At 57.6% G+C, this 25106-nt stretch carries 36 protein-coding genes; 9 read left to right on the top strand and 27 right to left on the bottom strand.

Annotation, left to right across the window (positions count from 1 at the left end; all coding sequences use genetic code 11):
- Positions 1 to 6: 6 nt before the first annotated feature.
- From ACM6J5_RS09100 to ACM6J5_RS09150, 11 genes are all read right to left on the bottom strand, one after another.
- A complete protein-coding gene (locus ACM6J5_RS09100) occupies positions 7 to 3024 on the bottom strand; it encodes a phage tail tape measure protein (protein ID WP_414928249.1) in 3018 nt (1005 codons plus the stop codon).
- A 27-nt stretch (positions 3025 to 3051) separates the two neighbouring features.
- On the bottom strand, positions 3052 to 3318 hold the full coding sequence (locus ACM6J5_RS09105) for a DUF1799 domain-containing protein (protein ID WP_414928250.1): 267 nt from the start codon (positions 3316 to 3318) through the stop codon (positions 3052 to 3054).
- A gap of 53 nt (positions 3319 to 3371) precedes the next feature.
- On the bottom strand, positions 3372 to 3755 hold the full coding sequence (locus ACM6J5_RS09110) for a phage tail assembly chaperone (RefSeq protein WP_414928251.1): 384 nt from the start codon (positions 3753 to 3755) through the stop codon (positions 3372 to 3374).
- 9 nt (positions 3756 to 3764) lie between these two features.
- Entirely contained in the window at positions 3765 to 4412 is a 648-nt protein-coding gene (locus ACM6J5_RS09115) for a phage tail protein (protein WP_414928252.1), read from the bottom strand.
- Between the two features lie 71 nt (positions 4413 to 4483).
- Positions 4484 to 4900 carry a phage tail terminator-like protein gene (locus ACM6J5_RS09120; protein ID WP_414928253.1) on the bottom strand — a complete coding sequence of 139 codons (417 nt, stop codon included), beginning with the start codon at positions 4898 to 4900 and terminating at the stop codon, positions 4484 to 4486.
- A complete protein-coding gene (locus tag ACM6J5_RS09125; RefSeq protein ID WP_414928254.1) occupies positions 4897 to 5493 on the bottom strand; it encodes a hypothetical protein in 597 nt (198 codons plus the stop codon). Before ACM6J5_RS09125 ends, ACM6J5_RS09120 begins: the two co-directional genes overlap by 4 nt.
- Complete coding sequence (locus ACM6J5_RS09130) at positions 5490 to 5858, bottom strand: hypothetical protein (RefSeq protein ID WP_414928255.1); 369 nt, start codon at positions 5856 to 5858, stop codon at positions 5490 to 5492. The genes ACM6J5_RS09125 and ACM6J5_RS09130 overlap by 4 nt, the downstream gene beginning before the upstream one ends.
- A 16-nt stretch (positions 5859 to 5874) precedes the next feature.
- Complete coding sequence (locus ACM6J5_RS09135) at positions 5875 to 6378, bottom strand: DnaT-like ssDNA-binding protein (protein ID WP_414928256.1); 504 nt, start codon at positions 6376 to 6378, stop codon at positions 5875 to 5877.
- Between the two features lie 58 nt (positions 6379 to 6436).
- Complete coding sequence (locus tag ACM6J5_RS09140; RefSeq protein WP_414928257.1) at positions 6437 to 6997, bottom strand: hypothetical protein; 561 nt, start codon at positions 6995 to 6997, stop codon at positions 6437 to 6439.
- A gap of 49 nt (positions 6998 to 7046) precedes the next feature.
- Entirely contained in the window at positions 7047 to 7994 is a 948-nt protein-coding gene (locus ACM6J5_RS09145) for a major capsid protein (protein ID WP_414928258.1), read from the bottom strand.
- Positions 7995 to 8005: 11 nt separating this feature from the next.
- Entirely contained in the window at positions 8006 to 8722 is a 717-nt protein-coding gene (locus tag ACM6J5_RS09150) for a hypothetical protein (RefSeq protein WP_414928259.1), read from the bottom strand.
- A gap of 126 nt (positions 8723 to 8848) precedes the next feature.
- Between ACM6J5_RS09150 and ACM6J5_RS09155 the strand changes: the two genes are divergently transcribed.
- Positions 8849 to 9334, top strand: a complete 486-nt coding sequence (locus ACM6J5_RS09155; protein ID WP_414928260.1) for a hypothetical protein — start codon at positions 8849 to 8851, stop codon at positions 9332 to 9334.
- An 8-nt stretch (positions 9335 to 9342) separates the two neighbouring features.
- Here ACM6J5_RS09155 and ACM6J5_RS09160 read toward each other — a convergent pair whose 3' ends face one another.
- The 4 genes from ACM6J5_RS09160 to ACM6J5_RS09175 are packed head-to-tail and all read right to left on the bottom strand — an operon-like array spanning position 9343 to position 13951.
- Positions 9343 to 10428: a minor capsid protein gene (locus ACM6J5_RS09160; protein ID WP_414928261.1), complete on the bottom strand. Its 1086-nt coding sequence runs from the start codon at positions 10426 to 10428 to the stop codon at positions 9343 to 9345.
- Positions 10403 to 11863: a DUF4055 domain-containing protein gene (locus tag ACM6J5_RS09165; RefSeq protein WP_414928262.1), complete on the bottom strand. Its 1461-nt coding sequence runs from the start codon at positions 11861 to 11863 to the stop codon at positions 10403 to 10405. Before ACM6J5_RS09165 ends, ACM6J5_RS09160 begins: the two co-directional genes overlap by 26 nt.
- Positions 11863 to 13350 carry a terminase gene (locus ACM6J5_RS09170; RefSeq protein ID WP_414928263.1) on the bottom strand — a complete coding sequence of 496 codons (1488 nt, stop codon included), beginning with the start codon at positions 13348 to 13350 and terminating at the stop codon, positions 11863 to 11865. Before ACM6J5_RS09170 ends, ACM6J5_RS09165 begins: the two co-directional genes overlap by 1 nt.
- A gap of 1 nt (position 13351) precedes the next feature.
- On the bottom strand, positions 13352 to 13951 hold the full coding sequence (locus tag ACM6J5_RS09175) for a hypothetical protein (protein WP_414928264.1): 600 nt from the start codon (positions 13949 to 13951) through the stop codon (positions 13352 to 13354).
- A 76-nt stretch (positions 13952 to 14027) separates the two neighbouring features.
- Between ACM6J5_RS09175 and ACM6J5_RS09180 the strand changes: the two genes are divergently transcribed.
- The 3 genes from ACM6J5_RS09180 to ACM6J5_RS09190 all read left to right on the top strand — a co-directional run bounded on the left by ACM6J5_RS09180 (position 14028) and on the right by ACM6J5_RS09190 (position 15187).
- A complete protein-coding gene (locus ACM6J5_RS09180; RefSeq protein ID WP_414928265.1) occupies positions 14028 to 14237 on the top strand; it encodes a hypothetical protein in 210 nt (69 codons plus the stop codon).
- Positions 14234 to 14473, top strand: coding sequence for a hypothetical protein (locus ACM6J5_RS09185; RefSeq protein ID WP_414928266.1), 240 nt, complete (start codon positions 14234 to 14236; stop codon positions 14471 to 14473). The genes ACM6J5_RS09180 and ACM6J5_RS09185 overlap by 4 nt, the downstream gene beginning before the upstream one ends.
- A 351-nt stretch (positions 14474 to 14824) precedes the next feature.
- Positions 14825 to 15187 carry a hypothetical protein gene (locus ACM6J5_RS09190; RefSeq protein WP_414928267.1) on the top strand — a complete coding sequence of 121 codons (363 nt, stop codon included), beginning with the start codon at positions 14825 to 14827 and terminating at the stop codon, positions 15185 to 15187.
- Between the two features lie 94 nt (positions 15188 to 15281).
- Here the strand turns inward: ACM6J5_RS09190 and ACM6J5_RS09195 are convergent, their stop codons facing one another.
- Positions 15282 to 15626 carry a hypothetical protein gene (locus ACM6J5_RS09195; RefSeq protein WP_414928268.1) on the bottom strand — a complete coding sequence of 115 codons (345 nt, stop codon included), beginning with the start codon at positions 15624 to 15626 and terminating at the stop codon, positions 15282 to 15284.
- A complete protein-coding gene (locus tag ACM6J5_RS09200) occupies positions 15623 to 15952 on the bottom strand; it encodes an MFS transporter (protein ID WP_223507810.1) in 330 nt (109 codons plus the stop codon). The genes ACM6J5_RS09195 and ACM6J5_RS09200 overlap by 4 nt, the downstream gene beginning before the upstream one ends.
- Positions 15953 to 16062: 110 nt before the next feature.
- On the opposite strand from ACM6J5_RS09200, the gene ACM6J5_RS09205 reads away from it, so the two are divergent.
- Complete coding sequence (locus ACM6J5_RS09205) at positions 16063 to 16362, top strand: hypothetical protein (protein WP_223507809.1); 300 nt, start codon at positions 16063 to 16065, stop codon at positions 16360 to 16362.
- On the opposite strand, the gene ACM6J5_RS09210 is transcribed toward ACM6J5_RS09205, so the two are convergent.
- From ACM6J5_RS09210 to ACM6J5_RS09255, 10 genes are all read right to left on the bottom strand, one after another.
- On the bottom strand, positions 16363 to 16566 hold the full coding sequence (locus ACM6J5_RS09210) for a hypothetical protein (RefSeq protein ID WP_223507808.1): 204 nt from the start codon (positions 16564 to 16566) through the stop codon (positions 16363 to 16365).
- A gap of 324 nt (positions 16567 to 16890) precedes the next feature.
- Positions 16891 to 17073 carry a hypothetical protein gene (locus ACM6J5_RS09215; RefSeq protein ID WP_223507807.1) on the bottom strand — a complete coding sequence of 61 codons (183 nt, stop codon included), beginning with the start codon at positions 17071 to 17073 and terminating at the stop codon, positions 16891 to 16893.
- Positions 17074 to 17216: 143 nt separating this feature from the next.
- A complete protein-coding gene (locus ACM6J5_RS09220) occupies positions 17217 to 17762 on the bottom strand; it encodes a hypothetical protein (protein WP_223507806.1) in 546 nt (181 codons plus the stop codon).
- Positions 17759 to 18361: a recombination protein NinG gene (locus ACM6J5_RS09225; RefSeq protein WP_414928269.1), complete on the bottom strand. Its 603-nt coding sequence runs from the start codon at positions 18359 to 18361 to the stop codon at positions 17759 to 17761. The genes ACM6J5_RS09220 and ACM6J5_RS09225 overlap by 4 nt, the downstream gene beginning before the upstream one ends.
- The gene (locus tag ACM6J5_RS09230) at positions 18358 to 18609 is read right to left on the bottom strand and encodes a hypothetical protein (RefSeq protein ID WP_414928270.1); all 252 of its coding nucleotides are present in this window, start codon (positions 18607 to 18609) and stop codon (positions 18358 to 18360) included. Before ACM6J5_RS09230 ends, ACM6J5_RS09225 begins: the two co-directional genes overlap by 4 nt.
- Positions 18606 to 19076, bottom strand: a complete 471-nt coding sequence (locus ACM6J5_RS09235; protein ID WP_414928271.1) for a hypothetical protein — start codon at positions 19074 to 19076, stop codon at positions 18606 to 18608. The genes ACM6J5_RS09230 and ACM6J5_RS09235 overlap by 4 nt, the downstream gene beginning before the upstream one ends.
- On the bottom strand, positions 19073 to 19870 hold the full coding sequence (locus tag ACM6J5_RS09240; RefSeq protein ID WP_414928272.1) for a hypothetical protein: 798 nt from the start codon (positions 19868 to 19870) through the stop codon (positions 19073 to 19075). Before ACM6J5_RS09240 ends, ACM6J5_RS09235 begins: the two co-directional genes overlap by 4 nt.
- Entirely contained in the window at positions 19857 to 20834 is a 978-nt protein-coding gene (locus tag ACM6J5_RS09245) for a phage replication protein (RefSeq protein WP_414928273.1), read from the bottom strand. Before ACM6J5_RS09245 ends, ACM6J5_RS09240 begins: the two co-directional genes overlap by 14 nt.
- A gap of 180 nt (positions 20835 to 21014) precedes the next feature.
- Positions 21015 to 21632, bottom strand: coding sequence for a hypothetical protein (locus ACM6J5_RS09250; RefSeq protein WP_414928274.1), 618 nt, complete (start codon positions 21630 to 21632; stop codon positions 21015 to 21017).
- A gap of 272 nt (positions 21633 to 21904) precedes the next feature.
- Positions 21905 to 22138, bottom strand: coding sequence for a Cro/CI family transcriptional regulator (locus ACM6J5_RS09255; protein WP_414928275.1), 234 nt, complete (start codon positions 22136 to 22138; stop codon positions 21905 to 21907).
- A gap of 98 nt (positions 22139 to 22236) precedes the next feature.
- Between ACM6J5_RS09255 and ACM6J5_RS09260 the strand changes: the two genes are divergently transcribed.
- From ACM6J5_RS09260 to ACM6J5_RS09275, 4 genes are all read left to right on the top strand, one after another.
- Positions 22237 to 23085 (top strand): S24 family peptidase, encoded by an 849-nt coding sequence (locus ACM6J5_RS09260; RefSeq protein WP_414928276.1) that lies wholly within the window; start codon positions 22237 to 22239, stop codon positions 23083 to 23085.
- Positions 23086 to 23141: 56 nt separating this feature from the next.
- Positions 23142 to 23345 carry a hypothetical protein gene (locus tag ACM6J5_RS09265; protein ID WP_414928277.1) on the top strand — a complete coding sequence of 68 codons (204 nt, stop codon included), beginning with the start codon at positions 23142 to 23144 and terminating at the stop codon, positions 23343 to 23345.
- Between the two features lie 480 nt (positions 23346 to 23825).
- Positions 23826 to 24566, top strand: a complete 741-nt coding sequence (locus tag ACM6J5_RS09270) for a hypothetical protein (RefSeq protein ID WP_414928278.1) — start codon at positions 23826 to 23828, stop codon at positions 24564 to 24566.
- Positions 24567 to 25064 carry a type II toxin-antitoxin system VapC family toxin gene (locus ACM6J5_RS09275; protein ID WP_414928279.1) on the top strand — a complete coding sequence of 166 codons (498 nt, stop codon included), beginning with the start codon at positions 24567 to 24569 and terminating at the stop codon, positions 25062 to 25064.
- The last annotated feature ends 42 nt before the right edge of the window (positions 25065 to 25106 follow it).

Raw genomic sequence — 25106 nt, forward strand, 5'->3', positions numbered from 1 at the left:
AACTCGTCACCCTTTGATTGCTCTGGTAATGCTGCCGCCCTGACCCAGATCCTTGCGCAGCAGCTGTCGATACTTCTGCTCGACGAAGTCGCCGAGCTCTTTGCCGAACTGCTGATACGACGGATCGCTGGACGTTGCGCTGGTGCTGCCGTCGCTGGCGACACTCACTTGCACGTTGATTTGCGTGGCCCCGCCACCACCGCCCATGGCTTGAATGCCTGCCCCTCCGCCTCTGGTCAACGGGGTTACGCTGCCACCATTCGCGCCAGTCATGAGGAAGGATCGGCCGCCTTCGTTGTACAGCTCAGGCCCCAGCTCGTTGACCTCATACAGCGAGTTCGCCGCGACCGGGCCGCCAGACGCTCGGTAGCCTGAAAAGTCGACATTGGAGTATCCCGCCTGCAAGGCACCAAGATTCGACGACGTCGCGCCGGCAGAACCAGCAGCCATCCCATTACCGGAGCCACTGCCAGTGAAATAGTTGGTAGCTGCACTGACCAGGCTGCTGAGCAATGCCGAACTCGCCTGCCGCGTGGCGATCCGCGCCATGTCGGCCAGAATCGACTTGGTGAAGTCAGCAAACGATAGCTTGCCGGTCATGGCGAAGTTGACGACTGCGTCTTCCATCGAGCTGAAGGCATTGCCGAATAGGGTTTTCGTCTGGCCGGCAATGTTGCTTGCCGAATCCAGGTAATTGGCCCAAGCCGAAGTCGCGCCTTTGGTCCAGTCTCCCTGCGCTTTTTCCACGTCCGCATAGTTCTGCCGGATTTGGTCGGTGGCAGCCTTATTCGCGTCGGCGAGAGCCTGTGATTTGCGGGTGAACTCCTCTTCCGACATGTTCCGCGACGGATCGGACTTCTGGTTTGCCAACTCCAACGACTGCTGAGCGAACCGATCTTGCTGGCTGTTCAGTTCGTTGTTGAGTGCGTTCTGGCGATCACCCTGGCCGACGCCGAGGACGGCACGCTGCCCTGCCAGTTCCAGTGCTCGCTGCTGCTGGGCCAAGGCCTGAACATAGGTCGTGATTGCCCGCTCTTGCCGGGCGAGGCGCCCTGTCTCGTTCGTGGCCAAGACCTCGAGCTGACTATCCGCATCCTTCTGAGCTTTAACCATCCCGGCGCGCGCATCGGCGATCTTTTGGTCCAGCTGGATGCTTTGCGCAGCAGTGGTGGTCCTCTTCGCTTTGGTGGCTTCCAGTGCGGCGATCTCTGCCTCGTAGGCGGAGGTGATTTCGTCTCGCTCGTTGCCGATCAGGGCTTCGCGCTTCAGGGCATAGTTGTCCTGAGAAAAAAGCCCTGCCTTCTGCGCTGCTTCCAGTTCCTTCTGGGCGTTTTTGTACTCCTCGCTGATGGCTGCCAGGTTGTTCTTCGCGTTGTTGAACCCGGTCAGATCGACCTGCGAACCGGCCGCTTTCGGATCCTTGAACTGGTCGTTGATGTTCGCGAGATTCTTGTCGATCGCCGCCCGATCCAGGCGCGGGTCGTTCGGCGCCACCTTTCGGATGTCTTCGAGCTGCCGCTTGTACTCCTTGATCGCCTCAGTGCGTTTCTGCTCATTGGTCAGTGATGACTTGGTGAGCGCGTCGACTTTGGCCATCGACGAGACAGCATCACCCTGGGCTTTCGCCTGCTCTCCTTCCCATTTGGCGATATCTGCTTCCGCGGCCTTCTGATCCTCCAGCATGTTGAGGCGATTCTGATAGAGATCGACCATCTCCTGCTTGTTTTGGAACAGGCCAACATCACCGGATTGTGCGCGGGCCAAATCCCGTCGCGCTTGTTCGATATCGGCGCCGATATCACTGCGTCCGATGTTCTTCAGGCCATCAGCAGCACGGGCAACTGCGTTGTAGCCCTTCTCCCAGAAACTCAGGTTTTCCAGGATTCGCGGAGTGCGCTCGTTGATCGCGTCGGCAAACGACTCGGTAGCCAGCTTCACGGCGCCAGCATGGTCGCCCTGCTTCTCCAGAGCGGTGATCTGAGAGTAAACCGAAGCGGTTAGGTAGTGATATTGCTCATTCAGCGCGGCAGATGCTTTGACCGGATCGTCGGCGAGTTTGGAAAACTCGGCAACCGTCTCGCTTACAGCCTTGCCGGTCGCTTCCTGCATCGACACAGCGGCCTGGGTGATGCCGGTGAAACTCTCGCCCGCGATCTTGCCGTTGCCGGCGAGCAGCGCGAGAACTGCAGCAGCTTGTCCAGAGGTGCCCACGGTTGCGCTGACCTGGCGCGTCATATCGCCCAACTGCCCAGCACTCACACCGGCGTAGTTGCCGGTCAGGATCAGTGACTTGTTGTAGCTGTCCTGCTCCTCGCTACCTTTGTAAAACGCGTATGCGAGACCGCCCACCGCCGCAGTTGCCAGCGCGAGCGGCCCGAGGATAGCAAGCAACCCTGCAGCGCCTTCGCCTGCACCGGCGCCCAACTGAGCGACCGCACGAACACCGCTACCCCAGTCACCCGAGGACAGCGCATTTCCCAACTGAACGACGTTTTCCTGTGCTTGCCGTGTCCCGAGGCGCAGCTTGTCGAAGCCGGTGGTGGTTTTGTTGAGCTTGTCGTAGTCCTTATCGATCTTGCTCAGGGCTGAGTTGTACTCGTCCTGGCTGATCCGGCCGGCATCGAGGTGTTTGCCCAATTGCTCGACCTGAGTATCCAGTTTCGCCACTGCGGCGCGGGCCGGGTCGATGGCGCCCAGCAGGCTGTTTAGCGCCTTCTGTTCATCCATTGTCGACTTGACCAGAGCCACCTGCTGCTTATCCAGCTGCGCGGTGATCTTGGTGAATTCAGCTTCACCGTAAGCACCGGTCTTGGTCAGTTTCGCCAGCGCATCACGTTGCTTGGACAGTTCCTGCGTGGTGGTCGCGCCTTTCGACAACGACTTCTCCAACGCCTCCATCTCTTTCATCAGGCCGACAGCGGATTGCTCTGCCCGCTCGCCGGATTTCGTCAGTTTGTCGAGATCGGTCGCAGCGTTAGCAGCATCAGCCGAATCGACCTTGATGCCGAGTTCTGCAATGTTCATCGACTCACCTTGAATAAGTGCCCGTCTTCACGGGCTGTTGTCGCGGGCTTCGGCCATAACCGCGATGGCTTCCGACTCCATTACGCGGATGTCCTGAAACACGCCGGGGCGGTCCTTCGCCGGAACACCGACGAGCTTCATCACCTTCGGCAGCACGCCGTAATCGAGGCCGGTCGCGCCGCATGCGCCTGTGCGCCACTGAGTCCCCATCGAATCCATGACGAGAAACGCTTGCCAGTTGTCCGGCCAGACTTCGAAGGCGTCATCGACATCCGACGAAGAAAGGCCGAACACCGAAAGGACTTGGGAATCAGTGGTCGGCTCGTAAAGTGCGCGTGCGACGTCGGTCAGTTTCCCAGGCGGGCCTTACCAAACGCTTCGCTATAGGCCTTCACGACAGCGTCCGACACGCCAACACAGCTCTTCACCAGGGCAGTGATCGACTCGTCACTGAGTTTGTCACCGAAGCCCCAAGACACGACCAGATCCTTGATTTGTTCGACGCCTTGCTCGACTTCGGCTGCAGTGATTTCCACAAGGGTTGGCTCCGTCCCTTTGAAGCGCTCGCCAAGGTCGCTTGCCTTCTGCTTCCAACTGTCGAAAAGCTCAGCCAAAGCAGTGCGGTCGCGATACTTGAACGTGAACGGAACCATTGCCGGGTTGCCACCTACCTGCGGAATGGGGACATCGACGGTGAACGTCGGTTTGGGTGCAATGGAGAACTTTGCCATGAGGAGCCCTTACGACAGGTAGCGGGTTGGAGTGGACTGCAAGGCCAGGGAGACAGTGCGAGTCAGGATGTTGCTTCGGGACACGGACGGCTGAAGCGAGAACGACGTGTAGGCGCCGTAGTACAGCTTGTCGGTACCTGGCAGGTTCAGGCGTGCCGCCTGCACGGTTTGAGCAACGTCAGCAGCGGTCACGATCGGCACGTAGGCCAGAGTCGGGTCATCGGCAACGGTCAGTACCATGCGAGCAGCGGCCTTGTCGGTTGGGATTTGTCGGCCTTGGGCATCCTCGAGGAACACCACGTCCTGGTAGTTCTGGTCGCCGCCGGAGAAGGCGACGTCAGTAATCTGCGGGATCTGTGCCCAAGTCAGGACTTTCTTCAGGCTGCCCGCGCCGGATCCGGCTGGGAAGATCTGAGTGCTGGTGGTGTCGATCGCTTCCAAGGTGATCGCGGTTGCGGTCGCGGCCTTCACGCGGACGACCTTGTTGTTCAGCGCGGTCCAGCCAGAAGTGACCAGTAGAATGTCACCGACTGCCAAAGTGGCGCCGACTACGGTGCAAGCGGCTTCAGAGGCGTTGGATATGGCCGAGAAAGCGAGTGGAGCGGCGTAGGTGGCGGCGTGTTCAAACGTCGCACCGTTGGGTAGCTTGTATCCCATGGGGGTTTCCTCTTTGCAGAAATGACAAAACCCGCTCTATGGCGGGTTCTGGGTTTGCCCAATGGGCGGATTTAGTTGGTGTCGGCCCGGTAAAGGAACGACACAGGAACAGTGAAGGTGGTGTCGTCAGGAATGCCGGGGCCGGGGTCTACTGGGCTCATGGTTACTACCGTAAGCGCGCCTTTCGTGTTTCGCTCGTACAGAGGGAACAGCGCGGCGATCTGGTCGGCCAGCGCGCCGGCCGCACCGCGGTACTCGCCCGAGGGCGTCACGATGCTGACCTGAAATACGCCGGTGTACAGCTTGTGGTCGCCGCCGAGCGTGTTGGTCGCGGTATCGGCCGGCAGCGTGAATGCCTTCAGGTACGTGGCGCCGTCGACTGGCGTGTAGGCCTCGTTCTCGACCACTACTTTGAGCGGCACCGGCAAAGCCTTCGCCCAGTTGATCAGCTTGGCTTCGTAAATCGAGGCGATGATGTGGTGACTCATACTTGGTTGTTCCTGATGGCCTCCTGCACGATCTGCTGGAAGCGAGCCACGGTAATGCGGACCATGCCGCCGGGTGCCTGACTCGAGTGACCGAACTCAAGCGGGATCGCGTATGGCAGGTTGTTGATGAGGTACGCAGTCTGGCCCGCGGTGAAGTCGCTGACCGCTGAGATCAGCGCGGCGACTGTCTCGCCCCCGCTTGGATCTACCTCGTCAAAGGTGACGTTCTCGACGACATCAATCGAAAGGTGCCAGTTGGCCCGGAACCGCCCGCCTACGTATCCCTCTGGCGCAACGATATCCATTCCATCGTTCAGCTTGCGGCCTGGCTTGAGCCTACCTGCTTTCGTCAGGTTGGCTGGGTCGCTGCGTAGGTTGCTGTTGTGATCGTCGACGGCATTGTTGTACTGGCGGGCCACGGTGTTCTGCGCCCATAGTTCGGGATTGCCCACGGGTGACATGCGGATCACGCTGCTGCCGACCTCGATGATGATCTCGCGCAGGCTCGCGTCGATGGCTTCCGTCGCCTGGGCCGCGAACTCGGCTAGGCTCAGGGCGAAGCTGCCGGACTGGCCGGAGCCCGCTCGGCTCACGATCGCACCTGCAATTCATAGAGGATCGGCGTACCGGCCGGATTGATTTCTTTCAGCGGAGGAACGATTGACCAGGTGCGACCTTGAATGATGACCTTGTTCAGCAGGTCAGGCACCCACGCCAGCCCCTGCGCGGCAATCTTGAGTTTCTTGTCGCCCTGCTTGATGAGGCTGTTGTTCTGGAACTCTTGGCCGGTGAAGTCGAGCAGGATGCCTTGTGCGGTCTGCTCCGTGATGGTGTCAGGTGGTGCGGTACCGGTTTCCGGATCGTACTCACCGACTGTGATTGCCCGGATGGTCACGGGCCGGCCGAACTCTGTGATCATATCCAGAGCCATCACGGCCATTTCGTCGTAGAAGGCCATGGTGGCTCCGTTTCAGCTATGCGCGGACGGCAAAGAGCCCCCGCTTCTGGAGGTAGTCAGCAAACTGCGTGGCACTCGGCCGATCTGGCGCCGCCGGCAACAGTCGACCACTGGTGTTCGGGATCGTGGCGTACTCCCGAGTCACCGCACCTTCGACACGCTCCAGCGTCACGGCGCCTTTGCGCTTTTCGATTGGGTCGACGTCGTCCTGATGAATCTCGGCGGCCAAGGCCATCTGCCCGTACTGGATCCGCGCCGGCAGGTAGTTGTCGGGCTTGATCTCGCAATCTAGCTCAACACTGCGGCGCGGCCAAGACAGGGCCTGCTCGCTGTTGGACTTGCGCCCTTTCCACTTCATGCCATCCATCGCCAAAGCGGCCCGGCGCAGCAGCGCTTCTTGCGCCGGCTCATCCGCCGGGATGGCCACACCGAACTTGCCAGCGTAGAGGAGCAGATCCTCTGCAGATGCGTAGCTTTCGGCGTCTGGCTTGCCGGTGCCATCCTCAACGATGAGAGCCATGAATCATCTCGCTGTGTGTTTCAAAGGTCGGGCGTCGGACAACCCGAAGCCCGAATTATTACGCCTTGGGTAGCTCGGCGACGAGCTTTTCCAGGGATTCTTTCGATGCATTGGCGCGGTAGGTCACGCCGGCCGCATCGAGCTTGGCCTTCAGCTCTTCAACTTCCGGCCCTTGGCCCGCTTTCAGTGCGTCGAGCTCCTCGCGCAACTTCCCGTTGTCCGCTGCGAGTTCATCACGCTTGCCGGCCAACTCGCTCATCTGGATGCGAAAGTGATCAAGCGCATCGTACAGTCGAATTGCCAGTTCGCCGACTTCTGGCTTCTGAATCTCGCCGGTTTCCAAACCATCGACCAACAAACGGATCGTATCGCTTTCAACGCGCAGCTTGCCGATCAACTCTTCCAGTTCAACTTGGCTGTTACCAGCCACCTGGCGCGGCGCCGTCTCCCCCTGCGTCACTTCGACGCCGACATTCTCGTAGGCATCAACCACGTTCGGCCAGTCGCCAACCACCAGCACGCTGGTCACGCCGGCTTCTGGTCGTTCGAAGTGCTCTGGGTTTCGGTAGCGCTTTTGCGGATCGAAATCCGACTTCTGAGCGGAATAGATGAGTTCCATGAATATCTCCAGGGCGACCATTAAAGGCCGCCCGTTGCGAGTAAGCCGATTAAGGTGCAGACAGATCGATCAGCACGCCGGCCGTGACCTTGTCGCTGGTCGCGTACTTGGTCCAGTTGGCACCAGCACCGATTGCAGCCAAGTTCGGGTTCACACCACCGGTGGAGTCCTTCCAGCTATAGCCCAGCAGGTCCAGGTTGAAGGTGCCTTCGGCACGGAAGCCCATCGCCAAGTTTTCCTGGTTGTCGATATTGTACGAACGGAAGCCTGGCGCCTGGGACTCAGTGATTTTGATCGCACCCGCCTGCAAGCCGAAGATGGTTTCCGCAGGGATAGTGTCCGACACCAGGACAGGCTTGCCCATGGTGCCCGGCTGGCCACCGTAGATGACCACGCCGGCTTCTTCGTAGACCTTCTCGGTGATGGCCTGATCGACCATATCGAAGTAGGTCGCCGAATCCATGGTCCACAATGCGATGCGACCGAAGCGGTCACCAAACTTGCGCATACCCTTGGTCAACGCCTTCTTGCCGTCGGTGGCAAAGCTGGCCGTAGCCACCATATTTGCGTTGGCGCCGATGGCTGCCTTCAACGCTGCCATGGCGTACTGGATGTAACCTTCCAGCACAGCATCGGCGTAGTCCTGACCCACCAACTCGGAGAACTCTTCCGGCGAGCGAGCGCGGCGTTTGAAGGCCTCTTCAGTGGTTTCGTAAGGACCGTACTTGAACGGAACCTTCACACCGACCATTTCGCCGGAGCCAATCTTCTGGCCGGTAACAGCTGCGACCGAGTTGACATCACGGTGAGCGATGGCGCCGCCGAGCTTGTAGAAAGCACGCTTGCGCAGATCGCCTTCGATCAGTTCGTTGTCCAGAATCAGCGCGCCGTTGGAAGAGGCGTTGAAAACGTCGATCACGTCCTGGATTCGCTCCAGGTAGGCGGTTTGGGCAAGGTCGTTGTAAACGATCATGTCCGAGGTGACGGTAGTCGCCATGGGTTACTCCATTATTTGGGCAATTTCAGGTAAGCGTCCTGGCCGTTCTTCGTGATGAACTCACGCTTGGCCACAGACGTCATTTCAGAGCGTTTCAGAGCGGCCCCACCGCCGTTTCCAGCACCTCCGGCCCCGCCGCCAGATGCCTTGCTACCCGCGATCAACGGCGCGAAGGCGGTGTTGTTTGCAAATTCTGCTTTCAGCTCGTCCAGCGAAGCTGCCGAGAGCTTGCCTTGCTTATCGAGCACGACAACCACAGGCTTCCCGTCACGCTGCTCGACACTCAGGCGGCGCTCAATGTGGGGCAGAAGAGCTTCTGCGCTACCTGGGATTGCTAGGGCAGACGCGATATCGGTAGCGGTACGGCCAACAGTCAGATCCCGGATCTGCCCGCTCAACGTTTGGCGCTCCTGCTCCAGCGTGCCGTTTAGCTCAGCTTCACGGCGGTTGTACTTTTCAGACCAGGACCGCTCGAGTTCTTCGACGTTGCCGGATTTGCGAGCGAGCTCTTCACGCTCAAGACGCGCCGCCTCTTCGGCTTCCCGCGCCTTCTTCTCGGCTGCTTTCTTCTCGCCGAGCAGTTCGTCGACCTTTGCCTTCAGGCCAGATACATCTTCTTGCTGTGGCAGACCTTCAATACCGAGTACGAACTTGCCGTCCTTCTCGGTGTAAAGCGCGCGCACGGCTTCGTCGACACCATCAAGGCTGTCAATTTGAAATTTGAGCATTTTCGTTCCCCTGGAACTTGAGAGAGAGGCCCTGCCTCTATTTTTACAACGAAGGGTTTACAGCGAATCATATTGTAGATAGCATTCTTCTACAGCGAAGCCACAACAACGAAAAGGAACACAACAATGAACAGCGTACAATTCCTGCACGACGCCCTAGGGAATCCAGTATTTGCAGTACTTTCGATTGATCACTACCGCCAACTGACCGAGCAAAACCAATCCGTCATTGATGTCCAACCGCTCAATCTCCTTGTAGATGGAGAATTTACAGTTAAGCTTCCATATGGTGGCGCGGACGCATACCTCGATATACGCGCCTTGGTTCGCCACCTACTGAAGAATGGGATTTCTGACCTGGCGATTAATCAGCGTGCGCAGTCCTTGGATCAATACCCAGCAGAGCAACGCATGACTCTTGACCCCATCATTCGCCACGACTTCTTGCCCGCATCGTCGCCTTACAAAAACACCATGCAAGCAACAGGAGAGGTGGTTGAAGCACTCGTAAAGTCGGGTTACTTCGTACGCATCAAAAAGAAATACCCGTACCTGAGCCGCACAGTAAATGCTCTCGCAATTGTTCCTGAGAAAGCTGCCGATCTCGGTTAATGCTCAAGTCACATACTGGCGTGCTCAAAAGCCAACGGCTCAAGAGCGCGCATCTGTACAAGAGTCAGCGGTGAGAAGTTGCGATCAAGCTGCAGCTCGGAGAACCGTTCGATGCTCAGGCCTCCTTCACGGAAAAGCTTGCCGCGGATCGGGCCGATGGCCTTGTCCTGAAACGCTGCCGGCTGCTGCTTGAGCCAATCGTAATAGCTGAGGTCCGCCCTCACCTGCTGGGCTCCAGCATCACCGATGGATGCCCGTGTGGCGTCCTTGGCGAACAGAGCGCTGAAGCGCGTCACGGCAACAACGGTCGATCGGCAGTTGATGTGGATCGGCGGACGTGGCCCCTCAGTCAACTTGAACCGACGTTTGTCGAGCGTCCGGCACTGAGCGGTAGTCTTCGTGTCCAGCGTGCTGACCCACTCCACCGACTGCACAACATCTGAGTTCTCTTTCAGCGTCTCCATACGCGCCTGGGTGGCGACATGCTGCACCGCCGTCCGCACCACGGCGCCAGCATTCCGGTTGGTCGTGGCCAACATGCCGTCGTTGTACTGGAGCGCCTTGGTTCCACGGATGTTCTTGATGATCTGGAAGTTCGTCTGGCCTTCAAAGAAGCCCTGCCGAATCGCGCCAGTGAGGCGTTGTCGCTCGGTGGCGGTGAAACCATCAATGAACGACTTGAGCAGCTTGCCGCCGTCCGCACCGCGCACGCTGAGCGGGTTGGCGAGGATGGCCGCCCTGATCGCGGCAGCACCCGGCACTGCCGCATCAAACGAGACACCCACCGGCGCCGCTCGGGTCAGGCTCGTTGCTTCGAACTCAGCCTCATAGTTCGCAATGTCGATCAGGTCGAGGTTCAGCTTGTCGCTGTACCGGTTAAAGATGCCCAGCAGCAGACTGTCGACTTCGCTGAGCAGGCGCTCCAGCCGCGCGACGGTGTAATCCGTCAGGTCAGCCCGAGTCAGCCGCTCACGGATCAAGCGATCAATCTCCTTGAGGAAAGGCCCGAACTTCGCAACCTCGCCGGATTTCAGTTGCTCGAGGAATACCGCGTGTCTGATCGTGGCATCAAGGATCGCTTGGTTTGCGGCCATTCGGGATTACCTCCTCGTCATCCAGATCAGGCCCGGGGTTCTCGGTATCCAGTTCGTCACGGATTTGGTCGTCGGTCTTCTCCGGATCAATGACCCCGCGATCGCGCAGGTACTGCCAGAAGTCGCCCGTCGGCAGCTTGCCGCCCTGCACTGCGTTGAACAGCGCTGAAAGGATCGTCGCGTCCAGAGTGATCTGGCTAAAGTCCTGATTGAGCTTGTAGAGCGTTTCACCCGTGGCATTCACGAACTCAGCCATCCAAACCAGACACTGGCTGTAGGCCTCGCTGACGTTGCTCACCACCAGCGACAGGACGCTATGTTCAGCGGCGCTATCGTTGTCAGCCTGGGTTGCGGTCTTTACTGCGCTGCCGCGTTCGATCAGCCGGGCGCCGAGGGACACCATGTCCTCTTTCTTGGCGTCCATGGCCTCTTTGACAAGCGTGTTCGGCTCAGGCTGAGCAAAGCCGCACGAACCGTTGGCCGGAAGTGTCAGCGGAGCACGAGAGCCGACATAAATGCCGTTCGCCTCCAAGTGATCGCGCCAGGCCTCATCAAGCCCGGAAATCCAGAACTGTGGCTGACCAGAGAACCACACCGAATCCTCGTAGTCCGCGCTGTTGCAATAATGGCCGATGTTGAGCACGGCCATGTCGTAGAGCGGCGAATCGTCGATGCTGGTGTCGTTGTTCTCGCTGCCCAAGAACTGAAATGGGATCAGCTTCCACGGTTGCCCAAGACCATTCAGCGGCGTGAAAGGCGGAGTGATCATCGATGTCTCGCTGCTGCCTTCTTGCCAGACTTCCTGCGTGTATACGCCGGCATCATCCAGGCGCAGCACTCGATACTGCACAACCTGTTCACTACCGAAGCCATCATCGGTGTCGATGTCCACTTCTTCGCGCAAGACAACTAGGCTCAGCAGATGTTGACCACCGACCTTGCAAGTTTTCCAGTTCCTGATTGCCTCTGCTGGGTAGCTGGCAACACTCGCCCGGGCACGTCCCGCCTGTTCGTCTGCCTTACTCACAGTGCCGGCCTTCACGGCGGCGTAGTCCACGAGGAGCCCGTGGCGGCCGACTTCGAGCAAATGCCCGATGACCGATTGCGACTGCTGGTAGATGCTCACGCCCTGCCCGTCGATGTCCTTCGACACGTAGTCGAGAGCGCCTGGAGCAGTCAGCGTTGGCCAGGTGCGGAACACCGCGCCTACCAGACTGTGTTTCGTCCGTCCGGTGGCGTTGTAGAACACAGCGCGTTGCTTGTACCCCTTGTACCGCTCGACGTTCTCCTGGCTGATATCGTGCGGATTCGGCTTCGGCAGATAGACATCGCCTCGGGATTTGACCGTTTCGGAGCCCTTGCACACGTCGCGCACCAGCCGCCAACGGGACTGTGCCGCGTCGTATTCCGGGCGGGTGTAGGTGACGTCTGCCATTAGCGTGCGAATCCCATTTTGATTGATTTGACCGGCTTCCTTGCGCTCTGGGCGACAGCGAAATACCGGAATGCATCGGCTGGGTGAGACGACCAATCGTGTAGAGGCTTGTCCTTCCAGCACCCACGTTTGTCGTCCCATTCCTTGCGGTAACTCTCCAAGGCGGTGATGCCCTCCTCGCACTTGGCTTCATCGAAAGCGCATTTTGGAAGGATTTCGCGAGCCTGCTCGATGCCCTCGTCGATACCGAGCTTCGGCACCACTTGAAAGGTCATCGAATAACGCTGTCCGTCGATCTCGTAGCCCTCTCGGGCGAGTTCTCGCCGAGTTTTGCCATCGCTGCCGAATTCCCGGTTGTCGATGTCGTGCGGCCCCCAGTGCTCACCGTAGGTGTAACCTCGATCCTTGAGCACCTTCATGTAGTGCCGCAGGCCTTCCCCGCTGTTCTGGTAGAAGTCGATGACGTGGTATTCGTCGCCAACGAACCGGACGAACCAGATTGCCGTGGAGTCGCCGACACCGATGTCCCAGAACGTGTGAACCGGCAAGTGGCTGTTGTCTGGCAGCTTGCCGATGCGCTGGGCTGCATACAGCTTGGTGAACTGCTTGGCGTAGTAGGCACCCTCGATCGTCTGCTGGAATGCTTCGGCAGGTATCGATGGGTATTCGCGCTTCATGTCTTCGCCGAGGGTCTTTTCCTTGGCGCTATACCAGGCGCGCTGGCCTGGGTTTGTGGCGACGCCATGCTTGGCGGCCAGGTCGTCGAAGTACTTGGTCAGCCGGTCCGGGATGACGATGTCGGTCGAATCCAGCCAGTACAGCGGGTTCCGCCACCAGCTGAAGAAAAAGAACTTCCAGTCCAGCAGGCCCAGCGGCACGCCGGCCATCTGCTGCTTCTCGGCAGACTGGCTGTAGTCGAAGAAATATCCGGCCCGACCTTCTGCTGTCGACTCAATGGTGACGAAGCATTCAGCGGCCACGGCCTCGAAAGCGCCGGTGACGATCTCCCGCGCCTTATGCGGGAATTTGGCGCATATCTTCCCGAACTCGGAAACGTGCAGGTAACGCAGCGTGCCGCCCCGGAATGAGGTCGAGACGTAGAGCGAGCCGCCCTTGCTGAACACCAACTCTCCGGCAGCGTCGTTGCGTGCCGGGTTGGCTGCCCTAATCTCCTTGGGCAAATTGTCGTAGGCGTACTTGACCTTCTCTCGGAACAGCCGCTTGGCGTCGTTCAGCGTGTGGGCAATCAGTGCGCACTTCGCAGCTTCGAACAGAGCTGCATCCAGCTGGACGATGCAGACCAGGGTCGTAAAGCCGAGCTGCCGCGCCTTGAGGATAATGTTCCGGGTATGCATCCCCTGGAAGTAATCGATCTGCTCCTGCGTCATGCGGAAGCGGACCTTCTTCCCGTGCTTGTCGGTGATGAAGTAGAGGTTGTTCAGTCGCCAGAATCGACCCCGGAGCAGCTTCATGTGCTCGGGTTTCATGTCAGGCGTCCTTCGATAGTTCGTCCATCAGTTGCGAGAGCTCGTCGGAGTCTTTCGACTGCTCCTTGTCATCAAGGCCGAATGCAGTGCGTTCGAGCACCTGCAGGTTCTTCATGGCCGAGGACAATTGGAAAAGGGTTTTGGCGTTGCTGGGCAGGGCGACAGCTGCGAGCATCGAGCCACGACGGAAGCCGCTCTCATCGTCGGCAGTTTCGTCAGCAATGGCGTTTTCGATTTCCTCGCGTCGCTTGATCGTGGTGAGCAGATCATCCATCAGCAGGTTCGCAAGGTTCGTGGCTTTGCGAATGTCCCGGCGATGACTGCGAACAACCGTCGCTCCCTCTTCCGCGGCCTCTTCGATGATCTCGGCGTCCCGCTCAGGGTTCGCACATTGATCATCGCGAACCTCACCGCGAACCAGCTTGTTGCGAACCTCTTTGCGGACCTGCTCGGAAAGGTCTCTCGCCCATCCTAAGGCCTTGGCCTTCTTGCGAATCGCGGTGTCACTGACACCGTTACGCTCTGCGATGGTTCGGATGGAAAGCGCACCAGCCCGGTAGGCTCGTTCGATCGCCTCCCAGTCGGGTTGCTTGGTTGTCATGATTTAACTCTGATACTTGAAATTGTGGCGGGTTGCCGGTAATCGTGACGATCAACTCAACGCAAGGAAGTCATTCGTGGAACCTCAATACGAAGTCAGGAAAGTCCCGAAAGTTGTTGTCCAGGGGATCAAGCCGGGAGAAATCGTTCGGCCAGTCCCGATCAATCAATACTGGTTTGTGGTAGAGCACATTAAAAACGGCGACCGTTATAGCGAGCACGACGACGAGGTGGACGCTGATGCCGTATGCGAGAAGCTCAATTCACAGCAAGGGGATAGACCATGAAGATCAACGTAACGATCGATACAGATGCCAATGCTATCGACATTCCATCCATGCATAAGATGCCAATCAACGAGTACGCATCGTATGTGGATGGCGGACTTTTCTTCGTTGATCATCATGAAGTGCTGAGAGCAGTTCTTGGCGAATATCCAATCGCTACAACCTCAAAGCAGGTCGAACACCTGATCAGCTATCTCAAAGGGGTAGCGGAGAAAATGCGAGGCGGCGAGCAGTAAAATCGATCGTGCCGCACTCACCTGCGGCACACCTACCCTTCAGCGTCCTCCAGAATAATCTCGATCAGCCTCTGCTCACCCAGTCGGAACAGGGCAAGCGACTGCATGTCATCGACCTTAGGGCCAAAGCCGGTTATCTCGACACGACCAGCATCTGAGCACATAGCAAGTACACCAGCCGACCACGGCCCAAGCTCACCCCCGACTGTCATCGCCCAACTATCCTAGTCGACTTTGCGTGAGCCTAACCGTGTAGCGGCTCTAAGGGGGCTGTTGACACAGGCAAAATTCTGAATCAAGATCATAAAACCCTAAATCAGGGTTAAAATAAACCAATTCAGGAATTCGCCCATGCTTCGCTCTGCCGACGATACCGCCACGCTACTAGCCCTCATGTTCGAGCGTTCAGGGCAAACACGAATTCGAGTCAGCCAAAAAACCATCAAGTTCCTTGGCTACAGAATGAAGCTACGCGCGTCCTTCGTGCTTGCCGTCAGCGAAGTTTTGAGCAACTACTACGACATCACTATGATCGAACTCGATAACGGCGCCTTCGGTCTGTTCCGCACAAGCAGTTTGGAGGGGGCAAAAGCATTCACAGCTAAGCGATTACTCGAAGATATGTTGCCAGACCTCAAGAAAGGTAAGCATATTGACTATGAGAAACTGGATAAAGAAATCACTGCGGCAGACCACCTAGAGCTGGATGAATAAACCTTCAGGTAATTTGCTATACGCTGCGCGAAGGGTTGCCAGCGAATGTCAAATGTCGCGACACAATTTGCTGATTCGCGAATTGTGTCGCGGTTTACTTACTTCGGCGATCGATCCCACCCGGCGCCTTGTCACAGCGCATGCAGTGTTCACAGTTCAGCGTGCGGCAGAGCCAGGCTTTCACCCGCTGCCACCAGGTAACCATGAAGATGTGGCGAATGCCGGCGAGAGCCAGGGAAGCATGCAGCGTCACACCTGCGGCGGTGGGCGGCAGGATGAAGTGATCGTTGCGAGCCAGGATCGCGTAGCCGCTGATGGCGATCGCGGCGTAGATGATCTTGCCCACCACCCCATCACGAACCTTCCCGCTCAGCACGCACCAGGTCGCCCACAAACCGATCAGCCCGCAAGTGACTGCGTTCAACGTTTCGTAGTTCATGGCGGGTTGCCTCCCCCGAACCGCTGGCGGATGAACGCCCAGAGGTCAGCGGCTTTGATGGCCCGGGTGATGGCGGCAATGAGTGACCCGCCGAACGTGCCGAGCAGGAAGCCGACCCCCGCCACACTCCGCGGCTCGACCACGCCGAAGTAGGAACTGATCAGACCTGTCAGGTAATGCGCGCAAACAGCTCCCGAGAAAATGAAGATGGCCCAGGCCTTTCGGTCGACCAGGTCATCACGGTGCCAGAAGCTGGCGGCGATAGCGCCCAACAGTCCGGCCAATGCCCAGTCGAGCTTATCGAACAGGCGCTGTAGAAACTCCATGCGCTCGACTCCGTGGTGGGCATGACTGGAATAAAAAAGCCCGCTTAGTGGCGGGCATATGGCACCGTGCTATCGTCGAGATCCCTACAACCGCAACAACGGATGGAACCATGGCAAATTTTATTGTGACTTTTGAGTTTAAATCTGATGACTCGCGCCAAGCTCGATATGACTCGTTCGTGAAGAAAGTCAACGAACTCACGAGCCGCAAAAACTGGGACGAAACAACATCCTTTTACTGCTTCGAACTGGATACAACAGCAGAAGCCCTTTGCTCATCCCTGTATGTTGGCAGCGATTTCAATTCAACCAAAGACATCATGGTGGTTATCGATGTCACCAACAAACAGAAGGCCACTAAAGGTCCGCTTAAATATCCAAGTCTATTGGAGTCATACCTTGGGTTTTGACTAAGCCTGAGGATAAACGGTCATCTGCGACTCAAGCTCAGACACATCCGCCTCGTATCGAGCAAGCGTCTGTTGATTGAGTCTCAGAGCCTCCGCAAGTTCTTTCTCGCGAACAGCGGCTCCGGCGTGCAAGTGAGTGACTTCGGCCAGCTTCGCCTCTTGCGCAATCACTGACTCGACAGCCTGGCGATATTTACTCTTCATGCTGTGCTCCTGAAATGAAAAAGCCCCTGCGAATGCAGAGGCCCTGAATAGGTGCGCACGTCTCTCCGTGCTGTCCGCCAAAGACTCTCCCAGCGTCAACGCCCCATTGCATCAATCTCGCTGATCCAGCCTCGCGCCACCCTGGAGCATGTACGGCCAGGGTGCGCGGGCTGCCGGTGTTTTCTCGTAGCACTGCACTACCGGCTTATCAGTGTCCAGGCCTTCCCGAAGGCTGCCCTGGCTACAGGTAAATTCGAGGTAATAAAAAACCCGCACAGGGCGGGTTTAAAAGAAACCCCGCACTAGGCGGGGCTCTGTGAGCCGTTAGGCTCGAATCAGACCGGCAATGATGAGGCTGGAGACGAGACCGGCACCGACAGCGTGAATCGTGTTAAGGAACGCCATGTCAGTTTTTTTCACCATCTCGTTATCCTCCTTCGTAGTCGAGGCCGCTACGGTCGGCTCTTGCACCTTGAGATACAGCATGTTTACAGCTACCAATGCCATGAATCCTACGGTGCCGGCTACGACTCCAGCCACAACAACGGATGCCGCTGCTCCAGGGAGAAGTTTTGTCGATCCCTAACGCGCAAGATCGACAGGATGGGGGAATACTCTCTCACTTTCTCACTCGATGCAATGGCTATTTGCTACGCCGCGCAACTTTCGATCAGACCCTCTGTATCGAGCAGCTCCTGAGCAGCAGTAAGCGCTTCGTTCACCTGGTCATCCAGTGCCTTGCGGATGTTCGATCGCCACCTGTACCGAGTCGATTCCGGCTTGCCGTCGTTGTCCCAGTTGGTGATGTCGTACCAGGCAGCAGGCAGGACCGCGGCGGACCGCTTGCCCTCTGTACCAGCCACTTGCGGGATTGCCCAGGTCAGCACTGCACATTCCCGGAAGCGTTGCGGTGCTGGAGACTGCGCCGTCTTGATCAGCTCAAGGATCGCCCCATGCTTGCGCTCGTCATGCGTTGAGTACTTCGCCACCAACGCGCGCCAATGCGCCGCCGACAGCGACTTGTGCAACCGGCCGAACACCCAGCAATCGATGAGGAACGCTGCCTCCTTGCCGACGATCTCCCCCTTCTGCTTGGCGCACTGCACCTTGGGCTCAAAGTCGCAGCCACCGGCAGAGTTGATGGTTTCGGCCGCCAGCGCCCGAACTACTGCGGATACCACGTTGCGATAGGTCATGCTGCTCTCCCCTTCAGCTCTCTTGTCTTTGCCCGGTAATCGGCCTTGATGGTCTTGATCTCGTCCACGGTGTACTTGCGGGCCGAATGAGGCCCTTCTATCCAGGCAACCTTGTCGGCGCCGATGCGCTGCACCAGGCGAATGCGGTACTCGACCGCGTTGCCGGACAGGTTCCGGTTGCACTTCACGCACTGGCGGTGGATGTTCAGCGGCTCAAAGCGAAGCTCGGGGCACGCGCCAACCGATCGGTAGTGCCCGGCGTCCCAGCGGCTGCCCGTGATCAGGTCGTAATCGTTGGGCGTCGAGTCGCAGCTGATGCACGGCAGATGAGCGTCACGCAGGCGCACGTACTCGTTTACCGCCGCCTGGGCTTCGCGCAAATGATCCGCCCTGCTCTTCAACTTTTCCTTGCGGACCTTGATCTCCCTGCGCTCTACCTGGGCCAACTCTTTGCGCTTTTTCTCCTGCCTGCCTCTGACAATCACGACGGCACAGTCCGGCGAGCACCAGCTCTGAAAGCTCTCCTTCGGGACGAATACGGCCCGGCACGACGTGACGCTGCACTTCTTCGGTCGCGGAGGCTTGGTGGTGAAGCTCATCGGCGATCCTCCCGCTTTTCGCGCATGTAGAAACTCGTGACCACCTCAGCAAGGAACCGGCAGCCGAACTCGGATAGCCCACCTGCAAATGCGCTAGCAGCATCCGCTCTGGCTGCGTATTCGCCATCCAGACGAAGTGCGATCGCGCTGCAAAAGCTCCCAATGTCTTCTGCGTCCATTTCCTTGACCAGCTTGTCGACGGACAAAAACACTGTTGTCTCCGTCGTAATTCCGAGACTGTCGCTCATGCAGCCACCTCGCCCAGCAGATCCGTGAACACCACGCCGCGCTCCGTGAAGTCGGCCACGATGCGATCCGTGTAGGCGATGCCCTGGGCGCGACTGAACAACCGAGTCACCGGGAATCCGTCCGGGCCAAACAGCGGGCAGGCCCCCATCAGGTCGAGCTTCTGTCCGTAGGTCAGGTGACGCATGGTTTGGTACCAACCGTTGCGGAAGTCGTCGTCCTCGTTCAGCAGGATCTGGACGCCGAAGTGCAGCTTGCAGTACCGGCGTGCATCGTCGACATCGCCGATCTGCGTCATCGCCGCGATTCGCTGGTACAGGGAGAACCACAGGGCGTTCTGGTCGAGTGTGCGATCCTTGCCCGGGCGCAAAGACACCACCACAAACTTCTTGTCCCGGTACATGGTGTTCAGCTTCATGATGGCCTCGGTGAGCTTGGCCTGGCTGTTGACGCTGATCTTGTCAGTCATTGCGCCGCCCTCTTCGCTTCCAGCTCCTGGGCCTGCTGAATCAGCAGTGCCCGGCGATCCGCCAATTCGTTCGCCGCTTCAATCCGCATTTCGGTTTTCCTCTCAGCACTGGCCTTCCGCATTTCCAGCATTGACGTTTTCACCAGCTGGAGCTTTTCGCGAATCGCCGGTGCCGGCCGGGTGACTGCGCCGGTGAGCAAACCAGCCAGGGCGCGACCGTCCTCGGTGACCGGCTCAACGCTCAGATCGGCCAGGTACTTCTGTCCGTGTTCCCGCGAGATGCGCTGCATCTGCAACGCCCTAGTGACGGCCTGGATACGACGGTTGGCGTCGAACCCGACAGAGATGTGCCAGTTGACCTGCTTCGCATCTTCTCGGGCCTGGCCTACGAACCGCTCGTAAGCGCTGATGAATGCCATGCGAGCACCGACCTTGTCGCCGGCGTCGAGAACTGGTTTCGCAGCGGCGAGAGCCAGCTGGATTTCGTCGGTCAGCACCACGGTCTCGAACTCATCGTTTGTGGTCATCGCGATTGCCCAGGCTTCATCCTTGCCCGGGCGGCCATCGGCAGCCTGAACACGCTGCAGGATGTCAGCCATGGTCAGCTTGCCCTTCACTTCGAAACGGCAGGCCTTCAGTGCAGCGCGGATGTCCGATACGGGATAGGCGCAGAGGTCCTCAGCCATGATTGCCGCAGTACCGGGGCTCATCTCCTGCCCCATGGCTTCGGCTGTTGCGATGATAGCGGCGGACAGACCAGCAACTTGGGCGTCGTTCATTTCAGAGGTATTCATTGCGCTCTCCCGACTGGCGTCTGGCCAGAACCAATTGAGCGGCTTGCTCGGCGGCAGAAAGGTTCGCTTCGGTGCGTTCCATCTGACGAGCAGTGGCGCCGTTGACACGCTGACCGGTCACCCATTGGGTGTGGTAGCTCTCAGCATTCGCCAGCAGTTCGTTGAGGCTGTGGCACTTGCGCAGCACGGCGGCATCGCTGGTTTTCAGGAAGTGGGCTGCGACGTGGTGGGCGACGTCGGTACCGAGGCGATCGACGAGTTGGCCGAGCTGGCCACCGACCTTCGCGTTCCACACCGGCCAAGTGTTGTAGCGTTTGCGGTAAGCCATGGCGTAATTCGCCCAGACCTTGAAGGTTTTGCAGGACTGGTCTTTGGGGCCTGGCATGTCCGCCGGGATTTCAACCCGTGGAGTGTCGGTGCGATCAACGACCAGCACTAAACCGTGGGACTGGGCCGGCTTGTCCGGGCCATCCTGCAAGTCCTGACTGGTATCCTGATTAGTACCCTGATGATTGGTATCCTGATTTGTCGGAGATTTTTCCGACCCTTGCTCGGATTTTTCTCCGACCTTGCTCGGATTTTTTTCCGAGGCAGATCGGATTTTTTTCCGACCTTTGTTTTGTGGTGGGGTCGGATATTTTTCCGACCCATCAAGCTTCTGGTTCCACTCAACTGACTTCTCGGTCAGGCGAAACAGCGTAATGTTCGAGGTGCTGGATAGCTCAATCAAACCGGCCTCTTCCAGGGCCTTCAACATGCGGTAAGCGGTGTCTGGCTTATCGGTGAGCAGCGGCAGCTCCTCAATGATCTTGGCCTTGCTCAGCGCGAAGAAGATCCCGTCATCAGTCTTGATTGGCTTGGTCCAACTCGGGCAGCCATAGACGAAGGCAAACAGCAGAGCTTGCTGAGAATTCAACCCCCACTCGAGTGCCTTCACCTGGTTGATCGTGACGGTGTATTGCATGTCAGGTATTCCTGACCAAGTGAGAAAGCGCAGAAGTACGCGACACGCTTTTCGAGTTCTGAAAACGTGTCGCGACATTGGAAGGGGTATTGCTTGAATTGGGTTGGCTCTGCATAATCGGCCTCATCAAGTGGTAATGAATTAGCCGGGGCGCAATCCCGGCTTTTTTGTGCCCGGGATTCAGGCGATGGATTTCAAATTCGGGCGATGCTTCACAAGCAAGGCTTCCGCCTTTCGGCCCAACTCCCCTGCCCGCGCCTCAACCTGACGGCATTGCTTGGCGAAAGCCGGTAAGTGCGGAAGGTCCTCTTCGCACATCACTTGGTCGTCGAACACCTCGCTTCCGGTGTCGATCACATCACCCAAGGCGCGGATCAATGCGCCGAAGCTTTTGTTCGCGCACTGCTCGCTCTGCATCCGTCGGGCACCAATAAGCCCATGGCGACCGGCTAGTTCGTTAATGCAGTGGTCTCGAAACTCAGGCTCCAGTGCATTGACCCAGGACTCCTCAAGCCACGACGGCATGTCTTGTTCGCCCGACAACCAACGCTGAACCCGCTTCAACCAGCGTCCGGTCGCCTTAACGAACTCGCCGACGTCGTTCTGTGTGGTGAGTGCGGCAAAGTCCGGCACCTCTTTGGCTGTCGCTTTGTCTGGACACGACAAATGCAGTTCGCGACTCAGGGCTTGGGCGAAATCGTCCTGGCTCAAGCTGGTACGCGCGATCTGGTTCGCTGCGTGCGCGACCAGCACCTGGTCACGGGTTTGCGCGTTGTGTCTTGGACTGGACGTTTGCATGGGGCTGTCTCGCTCGTAGTCTGGGTACATTGAAAATCTGCTCAGATCAGGGATCGCCCCATGACCAATCAATCCGAATTACAAGGCGAGATAGCCGCCCTTTGCTGCTTGGTGATCGCCTTGACGTCCACCCTGCCCTTGTCGTCTCAACTCCGGCTTTGGCCTACGTTTGAGCGAGTTGCAGCTCCGTTGCGTGATCGACTGGGTGGTGATGAGTTGCGCGGGTTTGAGCGCACAACTGTCTCGCTCGCCTCGAATCGAAAGGTGGTTGGTTAGGCGGCGGATTTTTGTGATGGGAACGGGCGCTGCTCCTTCGCCTGAAAGCTTCCATCTGGGAGCTCAAGCACTCGGATATCTCGTTTCGCGGACAAAGCTTTGTGAATGGCTGGCGCAGTTACCCGAAGAAGCCGTGCGGCTTCGGACTGCCCTTTGTCAGCCACGAACTTGTCGAGGGGAGTCTCATTCATGGTCGTGCCTCTGTTGTTGATGAGACGGATATTAACCATCTGTTAATTTATAATCAATACCGATGGTTTCTTCTATTTTTTAACCATTGGTTTACATTCGCGCGATGACGAAAAAACGAATCCTCCCGCCTGACCGAATGGCTGAATGCGAAGCGGCACATGCTTTGTTCCTGTCCAAAAAGAACGAGCTGAAGCTAAGTCAGAAGAAAATCGCTGATGCGGCCGGCATGACACCGGCCGCCGTTAACCTGTATTTCAAAGGGATAAACCCGCTCAACGCACAGTTCGCAGCGGTATTGGCTCGCATGATTCAGGAGCCGGTCGAGTCCTTCAGTCCGCGCCTGGCCGAAGAGATTCGCAATCTGACCGGCGCTCCCGCTGTGAAAGCGGACGGTAATGGCGATTTGTTGGGCGCCACAGCAGCTGACGTCGTCCGGGACATGCTAAGTCGAAGCGGGAAAAACCTTACTGAGGATGCTCGCAGGCGACTGCTCGCCGTCGCCCAAGCAGAAGATGGTGGCGGCGCGATCGAGTTGGATTACTACCGTCCGGGTGCCATGGGTGATGAAGTGTGGATTGCGCACTACGACGTCCGCGCCGCGATGGGCGGAGGTCAGATCCCACACGACTATCCCGAGATGTTTCAAGACGTACGTGTCAGCCCGCAGCATTTGCGAGAAATGGGCATTGAATTCAAAGAACACTTTCACTTGAAGATGGTGACCGGCTGGGGCCAGTCGATGGCGCCCACGATCAAGCACCGAGACCCACTGCTCGTCGACGTCAGTATTCGGGAATTCGTTGGGGACGGGATTTACATGTTCTCTTGGGAAGGTCACCTCTACATCAAGCGGCTCCAATGGGTAGGCGATGATCAGATCAAAATGATTTCTGATAATACGATGCACCCACCGCAAACGATCAGAGCGGATGAAACCTATATTCAGGCTCGCGTGCTCCTGGTGTGGAACGCTCACCTGGTGTAACTGGGTTATGGGCTGAGCATCTGACCCGTAGTACGGGCTCTGCAGAGGTTCTGACAATGCCGAAGAAAAAGCCGGAAAGTCAGGCTGTGGTGACTGCTGCTGAAATCGAGCGTTCTATTCAGGCCTTGAATAAAATGGCTGAACGCCTTTGGGGAGATGGCCGGGAAGCTGAGGCTAAAGCCCTCCTCGATGCCTTGAATGCATTGAACCGGGCGCTAGACCGGATCAGGATTGGCGAAAGCCGCAAGACTCTTCATTGAAGGTAGCTATAAATTCATTGAAACGGCGCCTGGCGCAGCGGGGATTTATAGGTGCATCGAGTTGAGGGTTAACCCGGTTAACAGTTGTCGCGACAACCATTTGAGACACGGCGGATCACCTAGCGCATGGGGATCACAACCGATCTGGAACGAGGGCTGACGGCATGGCGCACTCACTTCAATACCAGATAGGCGAGTCCGCCCGTGCCATCGAGTCAGAGGTGGGAAAGCTGCTCAATTTGGCCGCAACGCTTAGAGATACGGGGAATAATGACTTGGCTGCAGTTGTCTCGATGCAAGCGCACAAGCTGCTTGAGGCAGCAGTAGCACTGAGGATCGCGATGTCAGACTGACTGCTTACGCTGATGAGGTGAAGGTGGGAAGCATTGTGCGGGGGAAGGCTGTATAGCACCAAGTCTTGTGGTTCGCAGAGACGGAAAGACATCGAATTCGGCAAGGATGCATGCCTATAATTAGCCTATGAAAAAGCCCAACGTTTACACTCTCAGGATAGTCGGTTCGCACCCGAGCAAGCTTACGCTTGAGCGGATGGCCACCTATCTGGCTGAATTGGCCAAGTTGATGGGCGAGAAAGAAAAGGTCCACTTCGACAAGCTCTCAACCGGCAGCGCCGCCCTTAGAGCATGGGCAGAACAGGATGTGGCGGACAGTGTATCGAAACGTCTATCCCTTGCGACCAACCGAAGTGACAAGGCCGCAAAAGAGGCCGTCAGCGCCCTTGACCGAATCAATGAGTTATTGGCTCAAGACGGCACAAGGGGGGAACTGAAAAACCCCAGCGGCGCAGTGATCTATCCATTCCCGGGCGGAAAGAAAACGGCCCTAGCCAAAGAACTACTTGTTGATCAAGACAGCACTATTACCGGGCAAGTAATTAAGATCGGAGGCCGAGACGATACAATCCCGGTGCTGGTGAAAGATGCCGACGGTCGCGAGTACAACTGCACAATTGTAGGTGCCCATTTGGCGAAAGAAATTTCAGCCTACTACTTGGGCGATCCTATTGAGCTGAACGGCAAGGGCAAGTGGAAGCGAACCGTCGCAGGTAGCTGGGAGCTGGTGCAACTTAATGTGAAGTCTTGGTCCCCACTGTCAGGAGACTGGGACGAGTCTTACGCATCCATGGAGGCTCTTGGCCTCAGCTGGAGCAATGTGCCTGACCTGGAAGATTACCTGTCTGGGCTAAGGAAGGGTCATTAATTGGTAATTCTGGACACCAATGCGCTGGTCCTATTCTTTGGAAAACACCTCAATCCGGACGACCATATCCGTATGCAGGGTCTTTTCTTGGATCTACGTAAGAAAAGAGAAAGTGTTGGAATTCCCGCTCAGGTTTGGGCTGAATTTCTCGATCAAGCAAGTCAGCCGGAAATTAACGCCACACAAAATATTTTCAGAACGGCTGCCTTCCGACTTTTGCCTTATGATCTTAGAGCAGCTATGGAGACTGTCGAAGTTGTAAGGTTGGGGCGCAGCGCCAGAAAATCAGACAAGAGCGCTAAACGTCCGAGGCAGGCGGTGAAAGTGGATTGGCAAATTATTGCGATTGCCAAAGTGCACGGCGCAAGATTGCTAATTACAAACGATGGCGACATGCGCTCTGAGGCTGAGCGATCCGGAGTTCGCTGTATTCAGATCAGTGATCTGCCGATACCGGATGGACTGCGTCAGCATGATTTGGATCTTGAAAAGAATTAACTCCCGTACAAGCCCGGCCAAGCGCCGGGCTTTCTCATTCTG

Origin of the sequence: Pseudomonas sp. IT-P74 (genome assembly GCF_949768175.1) — a bacterium.
In the GTDB taxonomy this organism is placed as follows: Bacteria; Pseudomonadota; Gammaproteobacteria; order Pseudomonadales; family Pseudomonadaceae; genus Aquipseudomonas.